19 protein-coding genes and 1 pseudogene are annotated in these 19,881 nt (G+C 27.1%); 12 read left to right on the top strand and 8 right to left on the bottom strand.

Translation table 11 applies throughout. The annotated features are described in order from the left end of the window. Positions 1-294: 294 nt before the first annotated feature. From J2Z25_RS15685 to J2Z25_RS15675, 3 genes and pseudogenes are all read left to right on the top strand, one after another. Positions 295-1,080, top strand: coding sequence for a CsxC family protein (locus tag J2Z25_RS15685; protein WP_099346453.1), 786 nt, complete (start codon positions 295-297; stop codon positions 1,078-1,080). A 261-nt stretch (positions 1,081-1,341) separates the two neighbouring features. Next, positions 1,342-2,139, top strand: a pseudogene (locus J2Z25_RS15680) (CsxC family protein); the annotation flags it as partial. 145 nt (positions 2,140-2,284) lie between these two features. Then, the gene (locus J2Z25_RS15675) at positions 2,285-3,718 is read left to right on the top strand and encodes a CsxC family protein (RefSeq protein WP_209741247.1); all 1,434 of its coding nucleotides are present in this window, start codon (positions 2,285-2,287) and stop codon (positions 3,716-3,718) included. 131 nt (positions 3,719-3,849) lie between these two features. Here the strand turns inward: J2Z25_RS15675 and J2Z25_RS15670 are convergent, their stop codons facing one another. Continuing rightward, positions 3,850-4,668, bottom strand: coding sequence for a MerR family transcriptional regulator (locus J2Z25_RS15670; RefSeq protein ID WP_209741246.1), 819 nt, complete (start codon positions 4,666-4,668; stop codon positions 3,850-3,852). A 108-nt stretch (positions 4,669-4,776) separates the two neighbouring features. Between J2Z25_RS15670 and J2Z25_RS15665 the strand changes: the two genes are divergently transcribed. From J2Z25_RS15665 to J2Z25_RS15640, 6 genes are all read left to right on the top strand, one after another. After that, positions 4,777-6,504, top strand: a complete 1,728-nt coding sequence (locus tag J2Z25_RS15665) for an ABC transporter ATP-binding protein (RefSeq protein ID WP_209741245.1) — start codon at positions 4,777-4,779, stop codon at positions 6,502-6,504. Between the two features lie 4 nt (positions 6,505-6,508). Continuing rightward, complete coding sequence (locus J2Z25_RS15660) at positions 6,509-8,350, top strand: ABC transporter ATP-binding protein (protein ID WP_209741244.1); 1,842 nt, start codon at positions 6,509-6,511, stop codon at positions 8,348-8,350. 204 nt (positions 8,351-8,554) lie between these two features. Continuing rightward, on the top strand, positions 8,555-9,952 hold the full coding sequence (locus tag J2Z25_RS15655) for a TRAP transporter large permease subunit (protein WP_209741243.1): 1,398 nt from the start codon (positions 8,555-8,557) through the stop codon (positions 9,950-9,952). A 192-nt stretch (positions 9,953-10,144) separates the two neighbouring features. Then, positions 10,145-10,579 (top strand): N-acetyltransferase, encoded by a 435-nt coding sequence (locus tag J2Z25_RS15650; RefSeq protein ID WP_209741242.1) that lies wholly within the window; start codon positions 10,145-10,147, stop codon positions 10,577-10,579. A 114-nt stretch (positions 10,580-10,693) separates the two neighbouring features. Next, entirely contained in the window at positions 10,694-11,308 is a 615-nt protein-coding gene (locus J2Z25_RS15645; protein WP_209741241.1) for a DUF3267 domain-containing protein, read from the top strand. Positions 11,309-11,726: 418 nt separating this feature from the next. Then, a complete protein-coding gene (locus J2Z25_RS15640) occupies positions 11,727-13,367 on the top strand; it encodes a peptide ABC transporter substrate-binding protein (protein WP_209741240.1) in 1,641 nt (546 codons plus the stop codon). Between the two features lie 187 nt (positions 13,368-13,554). Here J2Z25_RS15640 and J2Z25_RS15635 read toward each other — a convergent pair whose 3' ends face one another. The 4 genes from J2Z25_RS15635 to J2Z25_RS15620 form a co-directional block, all read right to left on the bottom strand. Beyond that, positions 13,555-13,917 (bottom strand): DUF2085 domain-containing protein, encoded by a 363-nt coding sequence (locus tag J2Z25_RS15635; protein ID WP_195960071.1) that lies wholly within the window; start codon positions 13,915-13,917, stop codon positions 13,555-13,557. A gap of 3 nt (positions 13,918-13,920) precedes the next feature. After that, on the bottom strand, positions 13,921-14,214 hold the full coding sequence (locus tag J2Z25_RS15630; protein ID WP_209741239.1) for a zinc ribbon domain-containing protein: 294 nt from the start codon (positions 14,212-14,214) through the stop codon (positions 13,921-13,923). 224 nt (positions 14,215-14,438) lie between these two features. Next, entirely contained in the window at positions 14,439-14,765 is a 327-nt protein-coding gene (locus J2Z25_RS15625; RefSeq protein WP_209741238.1) for a hypothetical protein, read from the bottom strand. A gap of 50 nt (positions 14,766-14,815) precedes the next feature. Then, positions 14,816-15,097: a hypothetical protein gene (locus J2Z25_RS15620; RefSeq protein ID WP_245173432.1), complete on the bottom strand. Its 282-nt coding sequence runs from the start codon at positions 15,095-15,097 to the stop codon at positions 14,816-14,818. A 183-nt stretch (positions 15,098-15,280) separates the two neighbouring features. Between J2Z25_RS15620 and J2Z25_RS15615 the strand changes: the two genes are divergently transcribed. Continuing rightward, positions 15,281-16,189 carry a DMT family transporter gene (locus J2Z25_RS15615; protein WP_209741237.1) on the top strand — a complete coding sequence of 303 codons (909 nt, stop codon included), beginning with the start codon at positions 15,281-15,283 and terminating at the stop codon, positions 16,187-16,189. A 136-nt stretch (positions 16,190-16,325) separates the two neighbouring features. Then, a complete protein-coding gene (locus J2Z25_RS15610) occupies positions 16,326-16,700 on the top strand; it encodes a hypothetical protein (RefSeq protein ID WP_209741236.1) in 375 nt (124 codons plus the stop codon). Positions 16,701-16,833: 133 nt separating this feature from the next. Here the strand turns inward: J2Z25_RS15610 and J2Z25_RS15605 are convergent, their stop codons facing one another. From J2Z25_RS15605 to J2Z25_RS15595, 3 genes are read right to left on the bottom strand one after another with little or no spacing between them, the layout of a single operon-like run. Next, entirely contained in the window at positions 16,834-16,998 is a 165-nt protein-coding gene (locus J2Z25_RS15605) for a hypothetical protein (protein ID WP_008678783.1), read from the bottom strand. Further along, positions 16,985-18,283: a cytosine permease gene (locus tag J2Z25_RS15600; protein ID WP_209741235.1), complete on the bottom strand. Its 1,299-nt coding sequence runs from the start codon at positions 18,281-18,283 to the stop codon at positions 16,985-16,987. The genes J2Z25_RS15605 and J2Z25_RS15600 overlap by 14 nt, the downstream gene beginning before the upstream one ends. 33 nt (positions 18,284-18,316) lie before the next feature. Then, positions 18,317-18,799 (bottom strand): nucleoside deaminase, encoded by a 483-nt coding sequence (locus J2Z25_RS15595; RefSeq protein WP_209741234.1) that lies wholly within the window; start codon positions 18,797-18,799, stop codon positions 18,317-18,319. Between the two features lie 205 nt (positions 18,800-19,004). On the opposite strand from J2Z25_RS15595, the gene J2Z25_RS15590 reads away from it, so the two are divergent. Continuing rightward, the gene (locus J2Z25_RS15590; protein WP_008678787.1) at positions 19,005-19,766 is read left to right on the top strand and encodes a GntR family transcriptional regulator; all 762 of its coding nucleotides are present in this window, start codon (positions 19,005-19,007) and stop codon (positions 19,764-19,766) included. Positions 19,767-19,881: the final 115 nt, after the last annotated feature.

Here is a 19,881-nt window from a genome sequence, read left to right as displayed (position 1 = left end):
TATAATAATATTAGATTTCAAAAAAGGTTAAAAAATATGGCTCCAATTAAATATCGAAGCCATTTTTGTAATTCACAATGATATATCCTTTTTAATAATGTCTACTTTTTAGGGGGCAGACCACATTTTGCCAAATAAAGTAGTGAAAGGGTTAAAAGATTGGAGAGGGTTAATTTTCACATTATGTAGGTATTTTAATTTAGAAATATGCACAAAAATATGTATTTTATATATTATATAATATAAGGTTTACTAACGATATCTTAACTAGATAAAAACGGAGGAAGTGTTATTATGAATGATAACAAAATGAATACGAATGAAAATGTAGTTGAAAGTGCAGCTTTAGTAGGACACTGTGCAGAGGTTAAAACTCTACAACAATCTTTAACTGAGCAAGCTTCTGTAGCTCCTAGCGTTATTGCACCAGGACCAGTAGTTGTTAAGGTTCCAGTTGTAATAGCTGAAACTAATATAACAATACCAGTAGAAGCTACTATTAAATTAGATCATCCAGCAATAGAAATTAAGAGAATTAGAAAGAATGTATATTTAAATCAATCTAGGGTTATTCCATTTTCTCAAGATGGTTTATTTGGTACTGGAATACTATTTATAGCTGGTTTTATAAGAAAGAATATAGAATATGCAACTAAAACTTGCAATAGGCATGGATCTCCTAATATCTGTGGCGATATAAGACATTGTACAGTTGAAGTGCCTTTTAACTTTACAACAAGAATTACTTTCCTTAGACCACCAATATTTATTACAAATACACCTTCACTTGAAGTAGAATTTTTCTCAGATAAGAATAAGAGTTGCGATGCTTGTGCAGATCCAGTTATTGGACGTAATGTTTGTGATCAAGGACTTTTCAATTCAGAATTCTTTAATGAAAAACCTTTTACTGAATTAGTAAGAGCAGATATCGCTGAAGTTGATATTCACACAGATCCATATAAGGACTGTGAAATTCCTACAGAACAACTTTTCACTAAGCTTACAGAAAAAGTAGTTGTTAATTTAACATTGAAAGTATTACAAAATCAACAAGTAAGAGTTACAGCTTTAGTTTAATAGAAATACAGATTTAAGAATTGACTTATAAAATAAATTTATGACCTTGCCTAATCACAATATAATAATATATTAGAATAAGTATGTCCTCAGTAATACTTAATATAAGTTTTGCTGAGGATTTTTTTGAGTTTTGAAATAAACAAACATACAATTAGAATTTTAATATTTTTTTAAATATAATAGCTTTTTATTTATTCTAGTACATAAAAGGGGAAATTTGTATATTATACATTAGATAGTTACCTAGTTACATTTAAATTAGCTAAAAATGGAGGATACATTAGAATGAATGAAATTAAAGAAAATACAAATGAATGTAAAATCATAACAGCTCCTTGTGCAACTGTTAATTCTCAAGTTCAATCACTAACTAAAGAAACACCTGTAACTCCTGATGTTATTTCATCTGGGCCTATATTTGCTAAAATTCCAGTTGTATTAGCAGAAATAAATATAACAATTCCTGTTGAAGCTACTATCACATTAGATAAATTAGCTATGGAAATTAAACGAATTAAAAAGAATGTATTTCTGGGTCAGTCTCGAATTATTCCATTTTCTCAAGATGATCAACCTGGTACTGGAATACTATTTATAAAAGGTTTTATAAGAAATAATATTGAGTATGTAACACAAACTTATAGCATACCAGGAAGTAAAAGTGTTTATGGTGATATAAGACATTGCACAGTTGAAGTACCTTTTAATTTTACAACAAGGATTAATTTCATTAGAGAACCAGTTTTTGACGAAAAGACTACACCAAGTAAATTAGATTTTTTTACAGATAATCTTAATGATTGTGATGATTGCTTGGATAAAGTGATTGGATGCAATACTTGTGATCAGAGTCTTTTCTTTACAGAATTCTTTAATGAAAAACCTTTTACTGAATTAGTAAGAGCAGATATTATTGAAGTTGATATTCATACAGATAAAGTATTAAACAGCACAACTCCTACAGAAGATAATGTTACTAAGCTTATAGAAAAAGCAGTAGTAAATTTAACATTAAAGGTATTACAAAAACAACAAGTAAGAATTACAGCATTATAATTATTAAATATATATAAATCTAAAAATTTAATATTATTTGATAATATATTACAGACTTAAGGCTTACTAAGAAAATTTTTAGGTCTGTTTTAAAATGAGTTAATTATACGCTTATTTTATTAAATTCTTAAGTGGAGGAGATATTATGGAAAGGAGATACTATTCAAGGCAAAATTATAATCAACTTAAGATAAAGCAATATGAAGAATATGTTAGAAGACTAAATAGGTATTATATATATATGAAAAAGAATTATGAAGAATATATTAAAAAGCAAAATCAGCAGTATATTTATATGAAAAATAAGTATGAAGAATATATTAAGATGCAGAATAAACAATATGTGTATATGCAAAAGAACTATGAAGAATATATTGAAAACCAAAATAAGTATTATTTATATAATAAAAAAAGTGATGAAAAACATCCTAAAGAAAATAAGGATATTATTAATACTACACAAAGTGAGTTTTTTGATTTTTTTAAAACTCTTAACATAGAAGATAGTAATACAAATAACTTTGGAATAAAAAAAAGTATCTCCGAATTTCAAGAGGTTAATATTAAAGAAAATAACTTAGAATATAAAAAGAATGATTTATCTAATAATGAGTACTTAGATAATAATAGTAATACTAGTATTACTATTAAAGATTCACCTAAGGGAGAATTATTAGAAGAAATTTATGAAGAATTATGTGAAGAAAATGATAAAGAAGTCCTAAAAGAAAGTGATAAAGAATTCGTAGAAGAAAATAGTAATGAACTTCTAGAAGAAAGTGATAAAGAAATAAATGAAGGGGAAGCTAAAGAATCTGTAAAAGCAAGTGATAAAAAATTATTAGAATTAGATGACCAAAAGCTTATAGAGGAGAACTATAATACTATTGTAAAAGAAGAATCATCTAAAAATATTAATATTTCAACAAAAGGATTATATGCTAACTTACCTATTATATTAGCAGAAACAAATATAACAATTTCTGTTGAAGATACTATCACATTAGACCAAGAAGTTAATGAAATTAAATTAATTAAAATAAATGTATTTTTAATTAAATCCCGTCTTATTCCTTTTCCATCAAATATTTCGGAGAATAATTCAGGAATGTTATTTGTCACAGGTTTTATAAGGAATAATATTGAGTATGAATCTAAAACTTATACTGAAGAAAAAGTAGAAAATAGTTCTGGAAATATAAAATACTGTACAGTTGAAGTGCCATTTAATTTTACTACTAGAATCACTTATACTAGACCACCAATTTTTACTGAAAACACTACTATAAATGAAGTTGAATTTTTTAATGGTAGACCTAAAATATGTGATGCTTACAAAGATTCAGTGATTGATTGTGAGCAGTATGAACAAGGTTTAGTATTTACAGAAGTCTTTAATGAAAAGCCATTTGTTGAACTAGTAAAAGCAAATTTTATTGAAGTTGATATTAATAGAAATCCAATTTTAAGCAATGAAACTACAACAAAACAAGAAGCTACTAAACTTAAAGAAAGAATAATTGTAAATTTAATGCTAAGATTATTACAAAAACAACAGGTAAGAGTAGAAATAGAATAGGATTTATCTTAAGCTGTTATTTTAGAAATCCTTTAAGTTCTATAGTTTCCTCCAAAATTTATATAGTATATTACTTAAAACTACTAGCTATTTATGAAAAAACAGTCGGTAGTTTTGTTTTTACAACAAAACTACCGATCATCACTCTCCACCATTATTTCTATTTTAACACAGTACTTACTTTCATCTTTAGTTGAAAGTTCGTTTAGGGGATATTCCTCATAGGCATTACTGCAAATACGCAAATTATTTTCTTTAATAAATTTATATAATTTTTCATAAAGATCATCAGATTCTCCATAAGCACATCTTCCATAAAAAACTGCATATTTGCCTTCAGGTTTATATGATTTTTGCTCATTTATAGCTTTAAAATAATATTGAATTGCATATAAAGGATTTCCTAATTCAATATCTTCTTTACTAACAATAGCACCAAGGGGATAACCTATATCAATTCCATTTTCAGCCGCAAAATTATAAAATGAAATAGCAGATTCATCTTGTGATGCATCTATAGAATCTTTAGAAATTTTTGGGCCTAGGAAAATAGGTTCTTTCTTTTTGTACTCAATATTTATGCTATTTTCTTTATATCTAATAGCATCTTCTGCCATATCAACATAAAGTTGCATAACTTCTAATATACGTTTAAGCTTTTTTATTTCAGTTAATATATGTTTTTTTTGTGCACTAAATAAAGTAAACATTTCTTCTGGAGTACGTATATCAATATATCTTTTTATCTCATCAATTCCAATTCCAATTTCTCTAAGAGATATAATTAAATATGCTGTAGTTAACTGATTTCTAGTATAGTATCGGTAGCCATTTTCACCACGAAATTCTGGTGATAACAATCCTATTTGATCATAGTATCTTAAATTTTCACGTTTAATACCTGTAAGAGCAGAAAATTCTTTAATTTGCATATTAGATTTATCTTTCATAAGTACCTCCAATTTTTAATTATACTATTGACATTAAAGTTACTTTAAGCTTTATAATACCACTGAAATGAAATTTTTGCAAAATTACTTACATAACGGAGGTAAACTATGAAGTATTTAAAACTATTCCTAAAAGAAAGCAAAAGTAAAGTAGGAATAACATTAATTATGCTTTTTGGACAAGTAGTAGGAACATTACTAATTCCATATTTAATAGCAGGAATTGTAGACAATGGAATTTTGAAAGGTGATATGAATGAAATTCTTCATATAGGGGTTCAAATGATAATAGTTCTTTTAATAACAACAATTGCAGCTGTACTTGGAAGTTATTATTCTGCAGATCTTGCTGCAGTTTTTGGATATTACTTAAGAGATAAGATTTTCCGTAAGAGTCAGGAGTTATCTATTCATGAATTTGATACTATTGGAGTTTCATCTATGATAACACGTACAACTTCAGATATTTCTAATTTGCAACAGAACTTTGGGTTAGCTTTGCAGCTTATAGTTCCAGCTCCACTTATTATTGGTACATCTATTATCATGACAGCATACACTAGCTTTTCTTTAGCCTTAATACTTATTTTATCTGTGATAATATTTATTGCTTTTTCTGGATTAGTACTTAAGAAATCAATATTTATTTCTAAAAGGGTTCAATCTAAACTAGATCATATTAATCAAGTAATAAGGGAATCTATTACTGGAATTCGTGTTATTCGTGCATTTGGAAATGAAAAATATGAAGAAGGTAGATCAGGTAAAGCTTTTAAAAGCTATGCTACAGATATGATAAAACTAAATAAGCTATTTGCTATATTAAATCCTATAATATGGCTTATGATTGGTCTTTCAATAGCTATTATAGTTTGGATAGGTGGAATTCTTTCCATGAAGGGTACAATGGAAATTGGCCAAATAACTGCTGTAACTGAATATTCTATTATTACATTAAGCTATTTAATAATGGCTACAACAACAAGTGTTAATCTTCCTAAAATGAAATCATGTCTTGATCGTATAGAGGAAGTTTTAGAAATTAATCCAGAGATTCAGGATTCGGATATAGAAAAGCAATGTACAAAAGATAAGCATGCAGTAGTTGAATTTGAAAATGTATCTTTCTTTTATCATGGAGCAGAAGAACCAGTTATTAGCAATTTATCATTTTCATGTAATAAAGGTGAGACTACAGCCATTATTGGAAGTACAGGCTCTGGTAAAAGCACTATTGCTAATCTTATTCTAAGACTACATGACATAGACCAAGGAGAAATTCGTATAAATGGTATGGATATAAGAAATCTTTCACAAAATGAATTAAGAAATACAATTGGTTATATTCCTCAAAAAGCATTTTTGTTTAGTGGAACAATTGAGGATAACCTAAAAATGGGATATAAAGAAGCAACTAAAGAAGATATGAAGAAAGCATTAAGTATTTCTCAATCAGAATCTTTTGTTAATAAATTGCCTAAAGGGTTACAATCTGAAGTGTCTCAAGGTGGTTCAAATTTCTCAGGTGGACAAAAACAACGTTTATCTATTGCAAGAGCTCTTATAAGAAAAGTACCAATTTATATTTTTGATGATAGCTTTTCTGCTTTGGATTTAAAAACAGATGCAGCACTTCGTAAATCACTTAAAGAAAACATGACGGATGCAGCTAAGATAATAATTGCTCAAAGGGTGAGTACAATTATGGATGCAGATCAAATACTTGTATTAGATGAAGGGAATCTAGTTGGTATTGGGAAACATGATGAACTAATGAAAAATTGTTCTGTATATCAAGCAATTGCTAAAAGTCAAATGAATATAAAGGAGGCTTGATTTTATGAAGAAGGATAAAAATAAGAAAAAAGATACAATGACATTTAGCGAGGATATTCCTCAAAACACAAAAAAGACTATTAAAAGGCTAATGAGCCAATTAAAAACACAAAGTAAGAAGTTAATAATTGTAGGAATATCTTCATTGCTTAGCAGTGCGGCTTATGCAATTATTCCACTTATTGTTGGATCAGCTATTAATAATTTAGTAAATGCAATTCGTAATTTTGATGGATCTGTGAGTGTTTTATCAATGGTGACAGATGCACTAGCTATGCCAGTTTTAATGTTAGTACTAGCTTCTATTTTTAGCAGTTTTCTTTCTTATGTTCAGCAATATATAATATCTAGTATTGGTGAAAATTTAACTCTTTCATTACGTAAAGAAATTAGTAAAAAATTAAATAGACTTCCACTAAAATACTTTGATTCACATAAAACAGGAGATATTATGAGCAGGGTAACAAATGATCTTGAAAAAGTATCCCTAGTGATGCAAGTTGGATTTATGCAGTTTATATCTTCTTGTTTTACAATTGTACTTACAATTATTTCAATGCTTATATTAAATTTAAAACTATCTTTATTAATTTTTATATTCCTTGGAATTAGTGCAATTGCAACTAACTATGTATCAAGTTTAAGTCAACGTTATTATGCAGAAAATTATGCTGCTATGGGCGACTTAAGTGGAAAAATTGAAGAAGTGTATTCTGGTAATCGTATTATCAAAGTCTTTAATCAACAAAATAATATAATTGAAGAAGTTACTGAGCTTAATAAAAAACAATTTGAGGCAAATAGAAGAGCTCAATTTGTGGATTTTGCTATATATCCAACCATTAGATTTTTAAGTCAATTAGGTTTTGTAACAACAGCAATTGTAGGTGGAATAATGACACTTAATGGACAAATTTCCTTAGGTGGAATTCAGGCATTTTTACAATACGTAAATCAAGTTTCTGAGCCTGTTACTCAAGCTTCTTATGTTATTATGTCTTTACAATCTGCTATTGCTGGAGCTGAAAGAGTTTTTGAACTATTAGATGAAGAAGAAGAAATTTCAGATAATAAATTCAATGAGCTTTCATTTAATGAACATCCTATATCCATGGGAAAGGTAGATTTTAAAAATGTAAAATTTGGATATACTGCTGAAAAAACTTTAATAAAAGATTTAAATCTTGAAGTAAAACCAAATGAAATGGTAGCTATTGTTGGACCAACAGGAGGAGGAAAAACTACATTAATTAACTTAATTATGCGTTTTTATGAATTAAATGAAGGAACTATATCAATTGATGGAATTAATATTAAGGATATACCTAGAAATACATTACGTAGACAAATTGGTATGGTACTTCAAGATACATGGCTATTTGAAGGTACAATAGCCGAAAATATTGCATATGGTAGGATGGATGCTACACTTGAAGAAATAATAGCTGCTGCAAAAGCTGCTAGCTGTGACCATTTTATTCGTACATTAGAGCATGGATATGATACAGTAATTTCTAGTGAAACATCAAACGTTTCTCAAGGACAAATGCAACTTTTAACAATTGCTCGTGCTATGCTGACAAATCCTACAATTATGATATTAGATGAAGCTACTTCAAGTGTAGATACAAGGACAGAAGTAGAAATACAAAAAGCTTTATCAAGACTTATGAAGGATAAAACAAGTTTTATAATAGCTCATAGATTATCGACTATCCAAAATGCCGATATGATTTTAGTTGTTAAAGATGGTGATATTGTAGAAAGAGGAAATCATGAAAATCTTCTAGCACAAAATGGATTTTATGCTTCTCTTTATTATAGTCAATTTGAAGTGGCAAATTAACTATTATCTTTTTAATTATTTGGGGCTTTAGGAAGTTATTTGGTCTTTTATATAGAGGTATATTAGATATAAAAAAGTAGTATTTATCATAACAAAAAGTAGTATTAATTAGAATTATGTATTTTTCTGACTATTATTCTGTAACGAAGCAACAGTAAGTATCATATTATTTATACTATAGTAATTAATAGAGTGGAGACATACATGATAAACGTAACATTAACACCACTACACTACATTTATCTTATTTTTATTATAGTTATTATAATTGCTATGGTAAAGAAAAGAGATATATCTTTAATTTGTATATTGGGTATATTCATATTGGGCCTTATGGGAACACAATCTCTTTCAAAGGCAACTATGGGTATTTTTAATAGTTTTGTATATGCTACAAAGGAGCTCATGCCGACAATCTTTATTATTTCTGTTGTAACAGCTATGAGTAGGTCTTTAATTGATTCAGGTATAAATGATGAGATAGTTTCTCCTTTTAAAGGAGTAATTAAAAATTATTGGATTGCTTACTGGGTTATTGGCATAGTTATGATGATTTTGTCATGGTTCTTCTGGCCATCACCAGCAGTAGCGCTTATAGGTGCTTTGTTTTTACCTTTAGCTAAAAAAGCTGGACTTCCTGCTATGGGAGTTGCAATAGCTATGAATTTATTTGGACATGGTATTGCATTATCAAGTGATTACATTATTCAAGCTGCACCAAAACTTACTGCAGATGCAGCTGGTATACCTATAGGAAGTGTTATTTCAGCTAGTGTTCCCCTTGCAATAACAATGGGGGTTGTAACCACTACTGTTGCGTTTTATTACCTTAGAAAAGACATTAAATCAGGATCAATGACTATAGAAGATAACATTAATTATGAAGAAAATAGTAATGAAAATAAAATTGCTATATCATCAAAAAAAGTAAGAAGAGCTTTAGCCTTTTTAATTTTAGTATTATTTGCTTTAGATTTAATTATAATGTTTAAGGCAAATCTTCAGGGAAATGATGCAACAGCTCTTATTGGTGGTACTGCAGTATTTATATTAAGTTTAGTTTCTGTAGTATCATATAAAAAAGAATCTCTTGAAAAAGTAACAGAAAATCTTGTAAAAGGATTGCGATTTGGTTTTAAAATATTTGGTGTTGTTATACCAGTTGCTGCATTTTTCTATTTAGGTGATTCAGCATTTAATGAAATTTTTGGAAAGATACTTCCTGAAGTTTCTCATGGGATAGTAAATGATTTAGGACTTGCCCTTGCTAATTTAGTACCTATAAATTCAGTTGTTTCAGCAAGTACACTTTCTGTAGTAGGTGCCATAACAGGTTTAGATGGTTCTGGATTTTCAGGGATATCACTAGTTGGATCTGTTTCACAAATATTCTCAACTGCCTTAGGTGGAGGAATAGAAACACTTACAGCTTTAGGCCAATTAGTTGGAATATGGGTTGGTGGAGGAACTATAGTTCCTTGGGCTGTAATACCAGTAGCAGCAATATGCGGTATAGATCCTTTTGAGCTTACTAAGAAGAACTTTAAACCAGTGGTAATTGGAATAGTTGTAACTACTTTGGTAGCCATATTTATAATTTAAATAAAAAAATATGATATTGTAATTAAATTAATTGCAATATCATGTTTTTTATTTTTAGTATATAATTTTAAAGGTAAGTAAAATTATTTAATCTAAAGATAGAATTTCCATAAATATATTCTTAGAAAGGGTGAACTTAATGAGTGCTTAAACTCTTACTTTTAAAATTTATATAAATTGAGGAGAAAGAGTATGATAATAGATTTAAATTCAAATATAAATAAGTTAGAAGAAGTAATGAAAATTTGGTTAGAAACTAATATAGATGCTCATGATTTTATATGTAAGGAGTATTGGATTAAAAATTATGATTTAGTTAGGGAGTTACTTAAAGAAGCTGATGTTTATATATTTGAAGAGGATGATGTTGTTAAAGGTTTTATAGGTGTAGTTGAAAATAATTATATAGGTGGAATTTTTGTTAAAAAATATTACCAAAGAGATGGTGTAGGACAAAAATTAATAGATTATTGTAAGGCTAAATATCACTATTTAACACTGAACGTTTTTATAAAAAATCAAAGAGCAATAAACTTCTACAATAAAAATGGTTTTGTTGTTTTAGAAGAGCTTATTAATGAAGATACAAAAGAAAGGGAATATCTTATGTCTTTTGAACAAAAATAATCTAAAAGCTCTATATTAATTTAAAATACCACAGTTTAATTTTTGAAATTGTGGTATTTATAAATATATGTAAAAATATAATTGTATAGTATTTGTTTTTAGGGAGGGGTTAAGTTGAAATATATAAAATGCATTCCATCTACAGATAAATTAGTATGTGAAAATTTATTGCTAGATGGTTGGAAAAAGCTAAAAGAGCCTAAAGATGTTAAATCCGCTATTTTTTATTCTTTGCCGATTATGATTATTTCTTTTTTTATTGAATTAACACTTATTTACTTTTTATATCAACCTTTTAGAGAACTTATCAATGGAAGTAGCGGTTTAAAATTACAGTTAACTTTAAATTTTAATATATTCATATATTTAATTACTATTATCATTTTTTTAATTATACATGAATTACTTCATGCTTTATTTATTCCAAAAATATTAAAGTCAAATAGGACATATTGGGGATTTAATGGAATGTTTGCTTTTATTTATACTGAAGAAAAGGTAAAAAAAAGTAGATTTATAATTATTTCTGTAATGCCTTATTTAATATTATCTTTTATTTTTCCAATAATTTTAAGTAATTTAGGAGTATTAAATGGATTTCTTTGTTTCTTATGTTTATTAAATGCTGGTGGATCTTGTGTTGATTTATTGAACATTATTTTAATTAGTGTACAGGCTCCAAATGATTCATATATACTTAGTAATGGTCATAATACATATTACAAATAGCTTTATAACATTAATAACCCAGAAATGCAATTTAGAAGTTTCATTTCTGGGTTATTTTTAATGTGATGTAAATTTGTAAATAACATTACTTTTTGTTTATAATTATAAGGAAAATTTTAATGAAATATAAAAAAACAAGAATAATGGTTATTGATAATTTATTAACCGAAATAAGGTTATAGTTATTAAATTAATTATAAAAACTCCTAACAATTTAAAGATTTTATATAAAATATTAATTTTTTTGAAAAATACATATTGACATTTTATGTATTAAAGTGTATTATTTGTTTAAATCAGAAGAATAAATACAAATAAGAAGTGTATATAAATTCTTTCTAGATTATAAAAAAAGAAATCATTGGGGTTTAATTTTATTATTAAATTAAAAAAATAAATATTAAGGGGGAATAATTTTATGAAGGCAAAAAAATTAAGGAGAATTTGTGCCGTAGCATTAACACTTGCACTTGGAATGTCTGTATTTGCAGGCTGCCAAAGTAAACAAGAAGAATCAAGAAAATTGATCTATAATTTAGGAGAGGATCCAGAAACAATTGATCCTACATTAAACACTTCATCAGGATCAGGATCAGTAATAGATAATGCTTTTGAAGGTTTAATGAGACTCGATGAAAATGAAAAAGCAGTTCCTGGAGTTGCTGAAAGTTATGAAGTTTCAGATGATAATTTAGTTTATACTTTTAAGTTAAGAAAAGATGCTAAATGGTCAGATGGAGAACCAGTAACAGCAAAGGATTTTGAGTATTCTTGGATTAGAGCTATATCCAAGGAAACAGCAGCAGAATATAATTATCAATTATTTTATATAAAAAATGCGCAAAAATTTAACGAAGGTACAGCAACTAGAGAGGATGTTGGAATTGAAGTTGTAGACAATCATACTTTAAAAGTAACTTTAGAAGCACCAACAGCTTACTTCCTAGAGCTTACTACATTTACAACTTATATGCCATTAAGAGAAGATATAGTTAGTAGTGATCCAGAAGGATGGGCACTAGATCCAAAAACTTATGTTTCAAATGGACCTTTCAAATTAGCTCAATGGGATATGAAAGATCAATTAGTATTTGAAAAGAATGAAAATTACTGGAACAAAGATGATATAAAGCTTCCAGGAGTAGTTTATAAATTAGTTACTGATCAAAATACTGCTTATGCTTCATTAAAATCTGGTGAATTTGACATGGTTGATACAGTTCCACCATCAGAAATTGAAAGTGGTCAAGCTGAAGGATTAGTTACAATCCATCCAAATCTTGGTACCTACATGGTAGTATTTAATGTTGGTAAACAATCAACTTTATCTGAAGATGCAAAAAAAGTTTTAAGTAATGAAAAAGTAAGAAAAGCTTTATCTATTGCAATTGATAGAGAAGGTATAGTTAATGAAGTTACAAAAGCAAAACAAACTCCAGCATATGCTTTTGTTCCAGAAGGAATTTTAAACGCTGAAGGAGAAGATTTTGCTGATAGAAAGTATTATGATGCAAATAAACCTAATATAGAAGAAGCTAAAAAATTACTAGCTGAAGCTGGATATCCAAATGGAGAAGGAATACCAACTTTAGAATTTATGTATAATACAGAAGGATCTCATAATTTAGTAGCACAAGTAATTCAACAAGACTGGGCTAAAATTGGAGTAAATGTAGAGCTTACTAACCAAGAATGGAAAGTATTCTTAAATACTAGACAACAAGGTGGATATCAAATTGCAAGACATGGTTGGCTTGGAGATTATGTTGATCCAATGACATTCTTAGATTTATGGGTAACAGGTGGAGGAAACAACGATGCTGGTTATTCAAATCCTAAGTATGACGAATTAGTTAATGGTGCTAAGGTTGAAGCTGATGTAAATAAGAGATGGGATATGATGAAGCAAGCAGAAGATATCTTAATGGAAGATATGCCAATAATTCCACTTTACTTCTACAATAAAACAACTGGGGCTAAGCCAGAAGTTAAGGGAGTTAGAGTTTCAATGCTTGGACATGTATATTTTGATAAAGCATATATAGAGGAATCAAAGTAAAATAATAATTAAAACTAACTATTATTAAACTCAATGATAAAAATTAAAAAGTTGTATAGGATTAATTAGTAATACTTAATCTTATACAACTTTTATTTTATTATTTAATATTTAAAAAATACTTATAAAGCTTATGTATTTCAAGTAATTTAGAATATATAAAGAAGAATTGACATTTCCTTATTCCCTAAATATTTCTTCCAAAATTATAACCACACTTCCATGTGAAAATTATTGATAGTATAAATATATTACTTAATGCATATCCAAAAAGTAATCCTGTTAAAACTCTTTTTATATTATTACTTTCATAATGGGTTAATAATTGAATAAAACCATCTAAAAGCATTGGAATCATTAAAATTAAATTTAAAAGGATAGTGGGTTGATAAAAGGAAAATAGAAATGGCGAACAAATCATGCCGATTAGCTCGCCAGTACATCTCGCACATATAGGAAATTTTTTATTTTTAAAATAAAAAGATCTATCAGCTCTACAATGACATCCAAATATAATTGGCAACCATTTAAAAAAGAATTTTTCAATCATTTCTTAATAACCATATGAAGCACCTGCAGCACCTAGGATAAATATAAATAAGTATAATAATATATAAATACCAACTGAAACTAAAGCCCCAATCCCAGCAGCCTTAGATGTTTTAGGCTTAGTATCTTTCCAAACTAAGAATAAAATTAAACCTACAATTGGAATACAGCATCCTAATAGTCCCCATCCAAATCCACCATTATCAACAACAGCAGGTGCAGAATTTGTTGCAACTCCACAATGTATACATACTGCTGCATTATCGTCTATTTCTTTCCCACAATTTTTACAGAACATTAACAATCCCCCTTTTATAATTTTATGTAATTAAAGCACTTGATTAAATTTAAAATAATGATATTAAAAATTATAAGTTTCCCTATAAAGATAGCTGTATTTAATAATATATTCTATGCTTTAAATTAAAATAAGATTCACTAAAACATGCGTATATAGATACATTTTTAAGGCTTTTATTAGATAAATTTCAACAATTATTTATCAAATCATAAATATTTAAATTATGTTTGTAATAAAACTATTGAGCCATCACCAATTACTATTATTTTATAGCTAGGGTCCAACTGAGGATATATTTGAACCTTAGGAGAATTAGGCATTAGTTTTATCGATTGAACTATAGTATTGCTCTCATCATAAATAATAAGATAAGTAGTACCTTTTTCTGAAACATTTTGGGCATAATTTATCTCATTTAGTGAAATACCAAGAGCGTTTGCATTATAAACACCTTCTGCAAGTGTTTTAGAAGGTGCTTGAAACCCGGTCGCAGCAACATTAAAAGATAAAGATAAAGATATTAATAGCGTAAAAATAAATTTTTTCATAAGTTAAACCGCCTTTCAAGTAAATTTATATTATTTAAAGTTAAAATGTTTTAAGATAAAAATGCTGATCCTTCACCAATTAAAATTATTTTAAAGTTTGGTTCTAGTTTGTGTAAATCATACTTAGGAGAATTAGGCTCCATTTTAAGTGCTTGTATTACTGATTGATTTTCATCCACTAATAAGAAATAAACACTTTTTTCACTAGATATGTTTTGTATAAATGAGATATCCCTTCCTAGAACTTTAACAATTGAGTCTACTTTATAAACACCTTGATTGAAAATATTAGTATATATCGGAGGCTGAGCTTTAGCGATATTACAGCTCAAGCATAAAAAAATTAAAAGAGTATAAAAAAATTTTTTCATCATAATAACCACCTTTCATGGTTAGTTTGTCTATAGGACAATTTAAATATACGAATTAATCTTAAAGATGATGTAATTAGAGAAACTTTGTAGTAAAATAAACCTAGTGTTGGTAAAAATTTATTTAGAAAAGAAGGGGATAATATGAAGATTAAAGGCATCTTATTTACAATACTATCAGCAATAATCTTTGGATTTACACCGGCTTTAGCAAATATAACCTATGAATTCGGGAATAATTCTTTATCTATGACTTTTTTTAGGAATTTACTTGCTATTCCAATTTTATTTTTTATATTAAAATACAAAAGAATTTCTTTGAAAGTAGAAAAGAAAGAATTAAAACATATATTTATTCTTAGCTTAATAGGTGTTGCTTTAACTACAGCTTTATTATATAGTTCATATTCATATATAGGGGTAGGTGTAGCTACTACATTACATTTTATGTATCCAATTTTCGTTGCCTTAGCATGCAGGTTTATTTTTAATGAAACGTTAGGTAAAAGAAAAGTACTATCTTTAGTAATGGCTTTTCTAGGTGTAGCACTTTTTATGGACATGAAAAGTAGCAATAATTTATTAGGAGCATTAATGGCATTAATATCTGGACTAACTTATGCTTTTTACATAGTATATCTTGAAAAGAAAGAACTAGTTAAAATAAACCCATATAAACTATCTTTTTACATAGTTTCCTTTGTTTCTTTTGAAATGCTAATAGGTAATATTTTTGGTGGTTATATAAAATTTAATCTTTCTTTAAAAATATATATTTTAATGATAATTATATCATTATTAACATCAATAGTAGGTGTTATTTTATTTCAAGTAGGAGTATCAATTATAGGATCTACCTCAGCTTCAATATTTTCTTTATTTGAACCAATTACTAGTGTAATAAGTGGCTTATTATTATTTAATGAATCTATAGATATTAAAAAGATTATAGGCTGTTTAGTTATTTTTATAGCAGTTACTTATTTAGCAATAGAATCAAGATCAAATGAGAAGCATGATAACGAGATAAATGATAAATCTTTAGAATTATAAAAGATAATTAAAAAAATATAAATTTACATAATAATTTTTGTAATTGTAGATATTATTATATTAATCTATTGAAAATTATCCTCAATAACATTAGAATTATATTAAGTTTAATTTTAATAATATTAAGGAGGGTGCTTTGGATAGAAAGTTAATAGAAAAGATACTTGGAAAGAAGAATTACGTTAATTTAAATGATGAAATATATATACTAAGAAAAATTACAAGTAATATGAGGCAAAATATTCAAAATAACTTATCTTTTACAGATGAGTTAATTTCTGAAATTAATGTCAAAGCTTCAAAATCTCAAGTAATAATAGATGAAATAATATTAGACTTAGAAGATGATTCATTTATCGTAGGATATACTAATAGTAAAAACTATTTGTTAAAATATTTAAATGATTTTAATAATAACCTAAAAGGAATTATAAATTCTATTAAGCCTCTCAGTTATGATGAGTTGGTTAAATATACAAATAGCATTATAGATCTTATTTTACTTTTCTAATAGTACTTATAATAAAACAATTTTAAATTAATATAAAAAGTTTAATGCCTCCTTTTATAATAGTTAGATAATAAAAGGAGGCATTTATATAATAAACTTATAATATAAAGTAATTTAATTTCTAACGCGAATTTTATGGTTGCCAATTTGAAAAGCCATAGGACATTATACCAATGCTAACTAAAAGGCCTATATTTCCTATATTAATTAAAGCAATATTATTAGATATACATGCTAAAAAGGAACAAATCCCCATAAGGATAGTGCCTAAAATTGCTGATATTTTATATTTCTTCATAATTTTTGCCTCCTTTAACATTTAATTTTGAAACTATTATAGTTAGTACAGGGAAAATTATGATTGAAGAAATTAAACTTGTTAATGCTGGAAGGCCAAATGGTAATACAAATGATAAAATAAGTGATATTATCCAAGTAATAAAGGCCAAAGCATTCCAATTTTTAAATGTGACTTTATTGAAGTCTTCATAATGTCCTTTATTAAGAATAAAATAATCAGCAATAATAATTCCGGCAAGAGGAGGAATAATATTACCTAGTGTATTTAAAAATGTAAATAAGAAATTTATTTCATATGGTTTTGTTAATGTTCCTATTGCGGCTATAATTAAAAGGATAGTAATCATCTTTTTTCTATCCATATTAAATGAATTAGATAAATTTAATGAATTTGAATATAAGTTTGCTGCATTAGTTGTAAATATATTTGTTGTCATAAGTATAATTGATGGAATAAGTAATCCCATAGATAGTAATACAGCAGGTAAATCACTATTATCTACAGCAATAGCTGCTAATGCTCCACATAATATCATTAATGAGTTCCCTAATAACAATCCAGTAAGTGAACTTGCTATTGCATCTCTAGTATTTTTGGCATATCTCATTATATCAGCAATACATGTTGCAGAAGATAAAATCCAAGTACCTATAATTGCAGTTATTCCTGTACTTATTGCCATTGGAGCAGAAGGTCTATATGATAATATATGTTCTATTCCTCCAGTAATTTGAATTGCTTTTACTGATGTAGCAATTGAAAGAAATACAATTGCAGGTATAGAAACATATCCTAAAATTGTTATTGCCTTCATGCCTGATAAAGCAAAGACTCCCATTACTAATGCACTTGCAATCATTGCTATGCCTTCACCAAATGAACCTAAATTAAAAATTAATGCAATAAAATGTCCATAGGTAGCAGCTTGTATTATATACCATCCTAAGTTTACAAAGGGAACAAAAAATGATGCAATCCTTGAACCGTTCGTACCGAAACTATATTTAGTAAGAAGCGCAAAGCTAAGCCCATTTTTGCTTGAAATTATACTTACAAGGGTAGCAATTATTCCTAAAAAGATATTTCCTAAAATACACACGTACACTATTTCTTTAAATGTTAATCCAGCAGCTAATCCGCCACCAGTCATCATACTTGTTACTACAAAGACGTATCCAGTCCATACAATAGTTAAACTTGTATAGCTTTTTCTTTGATCCTTAGGTACAGAAGTAAATTCATACTCTTTAGTATTGGTTTCAATATCTTTTTTAAAAGCCAATATAATACAACTCCTTATAATTTATATTTAATTTTATTTATTCCAGAAGTCTTTATGAACATCTGCAACTTCATTTTCTATCTCAGGGAATGGCCCTATAACTTTAATATCTTTTTGTCCTTTAGATAATACTTCTCTACAAGGTAGATCAAAAGTAGGGTTTTTAGGATCACTTCCAGTTAGATTTAATAAATCCCTTTCAGACAATCCATAAACTATTCTACCTACATTTCCCCAATAAATAGCTCCTGTACACATTGCACAAGGCTCAGCAGTAGAATATAAAGTACAATCCCATAGAAATGATTTTGAGTATTTCATAGATGCTTTTTCCATAAGTTGAGTTTCTGCATGACCAGTACATTTATAATCTGTACCCTCAATATTCATTTGTTCAATAATTATATTGCCATCCTTATCCACTAGAATGCATCCAAATGGCATATTACCACTTTCTCTAGATCTTTTAGATACTTCAACACACTTTCTTAAATAATAAATGTGATCTTTATACATAAATATTTCTCCTCTAAAAATAAAATAGGTAATACGTATTACAAATTTTATTTTACTACCATAAATTGTAAAAATCAATATTATTTGTAAATGTTTTCTAAAATGATTTTATTGAGTTTGTTATGGTAAAATTATATAATAATATATAATTATGTAAACTAATTTGATAATAATTTTAATATAACTTGAATATTATGGAGGATATATGGGGTTAGAACCAATAAAAACAAAATCACTTACGCAAATAACAAAAGAATCTATTTTAAAGTATATAAGAACATTGAATTTAGATGTTAACAATAAATTACCAAGTGAAGAAAACCTATCAAAGGATTTAGGGGTAAGTAGGATAACTGTTAGAAGTGCTCTTAATGAACTTGCAACTGAAGGTGTTATCTTTAGAAGACAAGGAAAAGGTACTTTTATAAATGTTGAAGCTATTAAGCTTAATACTAAATTAAATCCTATAAATGAATTTGGTGAAATTATAAGAAAAAGTGGATATAAATCTAAAATTCAAAATATAAGTCATGAATTTATAAATGCAGATTTAAGTTTAAGTAATATTTTAAGAATAGAAGAGGGAAGTGACGTATTAATATTAAAAAAAACTTTTTTTGCAGATAATAATGCTTGTGTTTATTGTATAGATTATTTACCACTAAGCATCTTAGGTTATGATAATGATTTTGTATCAGATTTACTTAAATATAATGATTCATTATACAAATTTCTCTTAGAAAAAAATAATATAAAAATATATTGGGATAAAGTGACGATTTCTACAACCAATAATTCTAAGGAGAAAGAACTAACTGAAATATTTAATTGTAAAGATGATATAAAGTCCTTTTTAATTTTAAAAGGGGTTAATTATGATGATAATGATACACCAATATATTTAACTTATGAATATATAGATACAAAAATAATATCTTTTAATTTAATACGTCAAAGGGTTTATTAATCAAATAGAAGTAAAATAAATAGAGGTAGTTATAATAGCTGAGATAGTAGTTAGTTTTGTATAAAACCAAAACTAACTACTTTTTTATTATTAAATAAACAGTATATATAATTAT

This window comes from Clostridium tertium, assembly GCF_017873245.1.
Classification (GTDB): Bacteria; Bacillota; Clostridia; order Clostridiales; family Clostridiaceae; genus Clostridium; species Clostridium tertium.
Note: the sequence above shows the minus strand (reverse complement) of the source record. Positions and strands in the feature narration are given on the sequence as shown.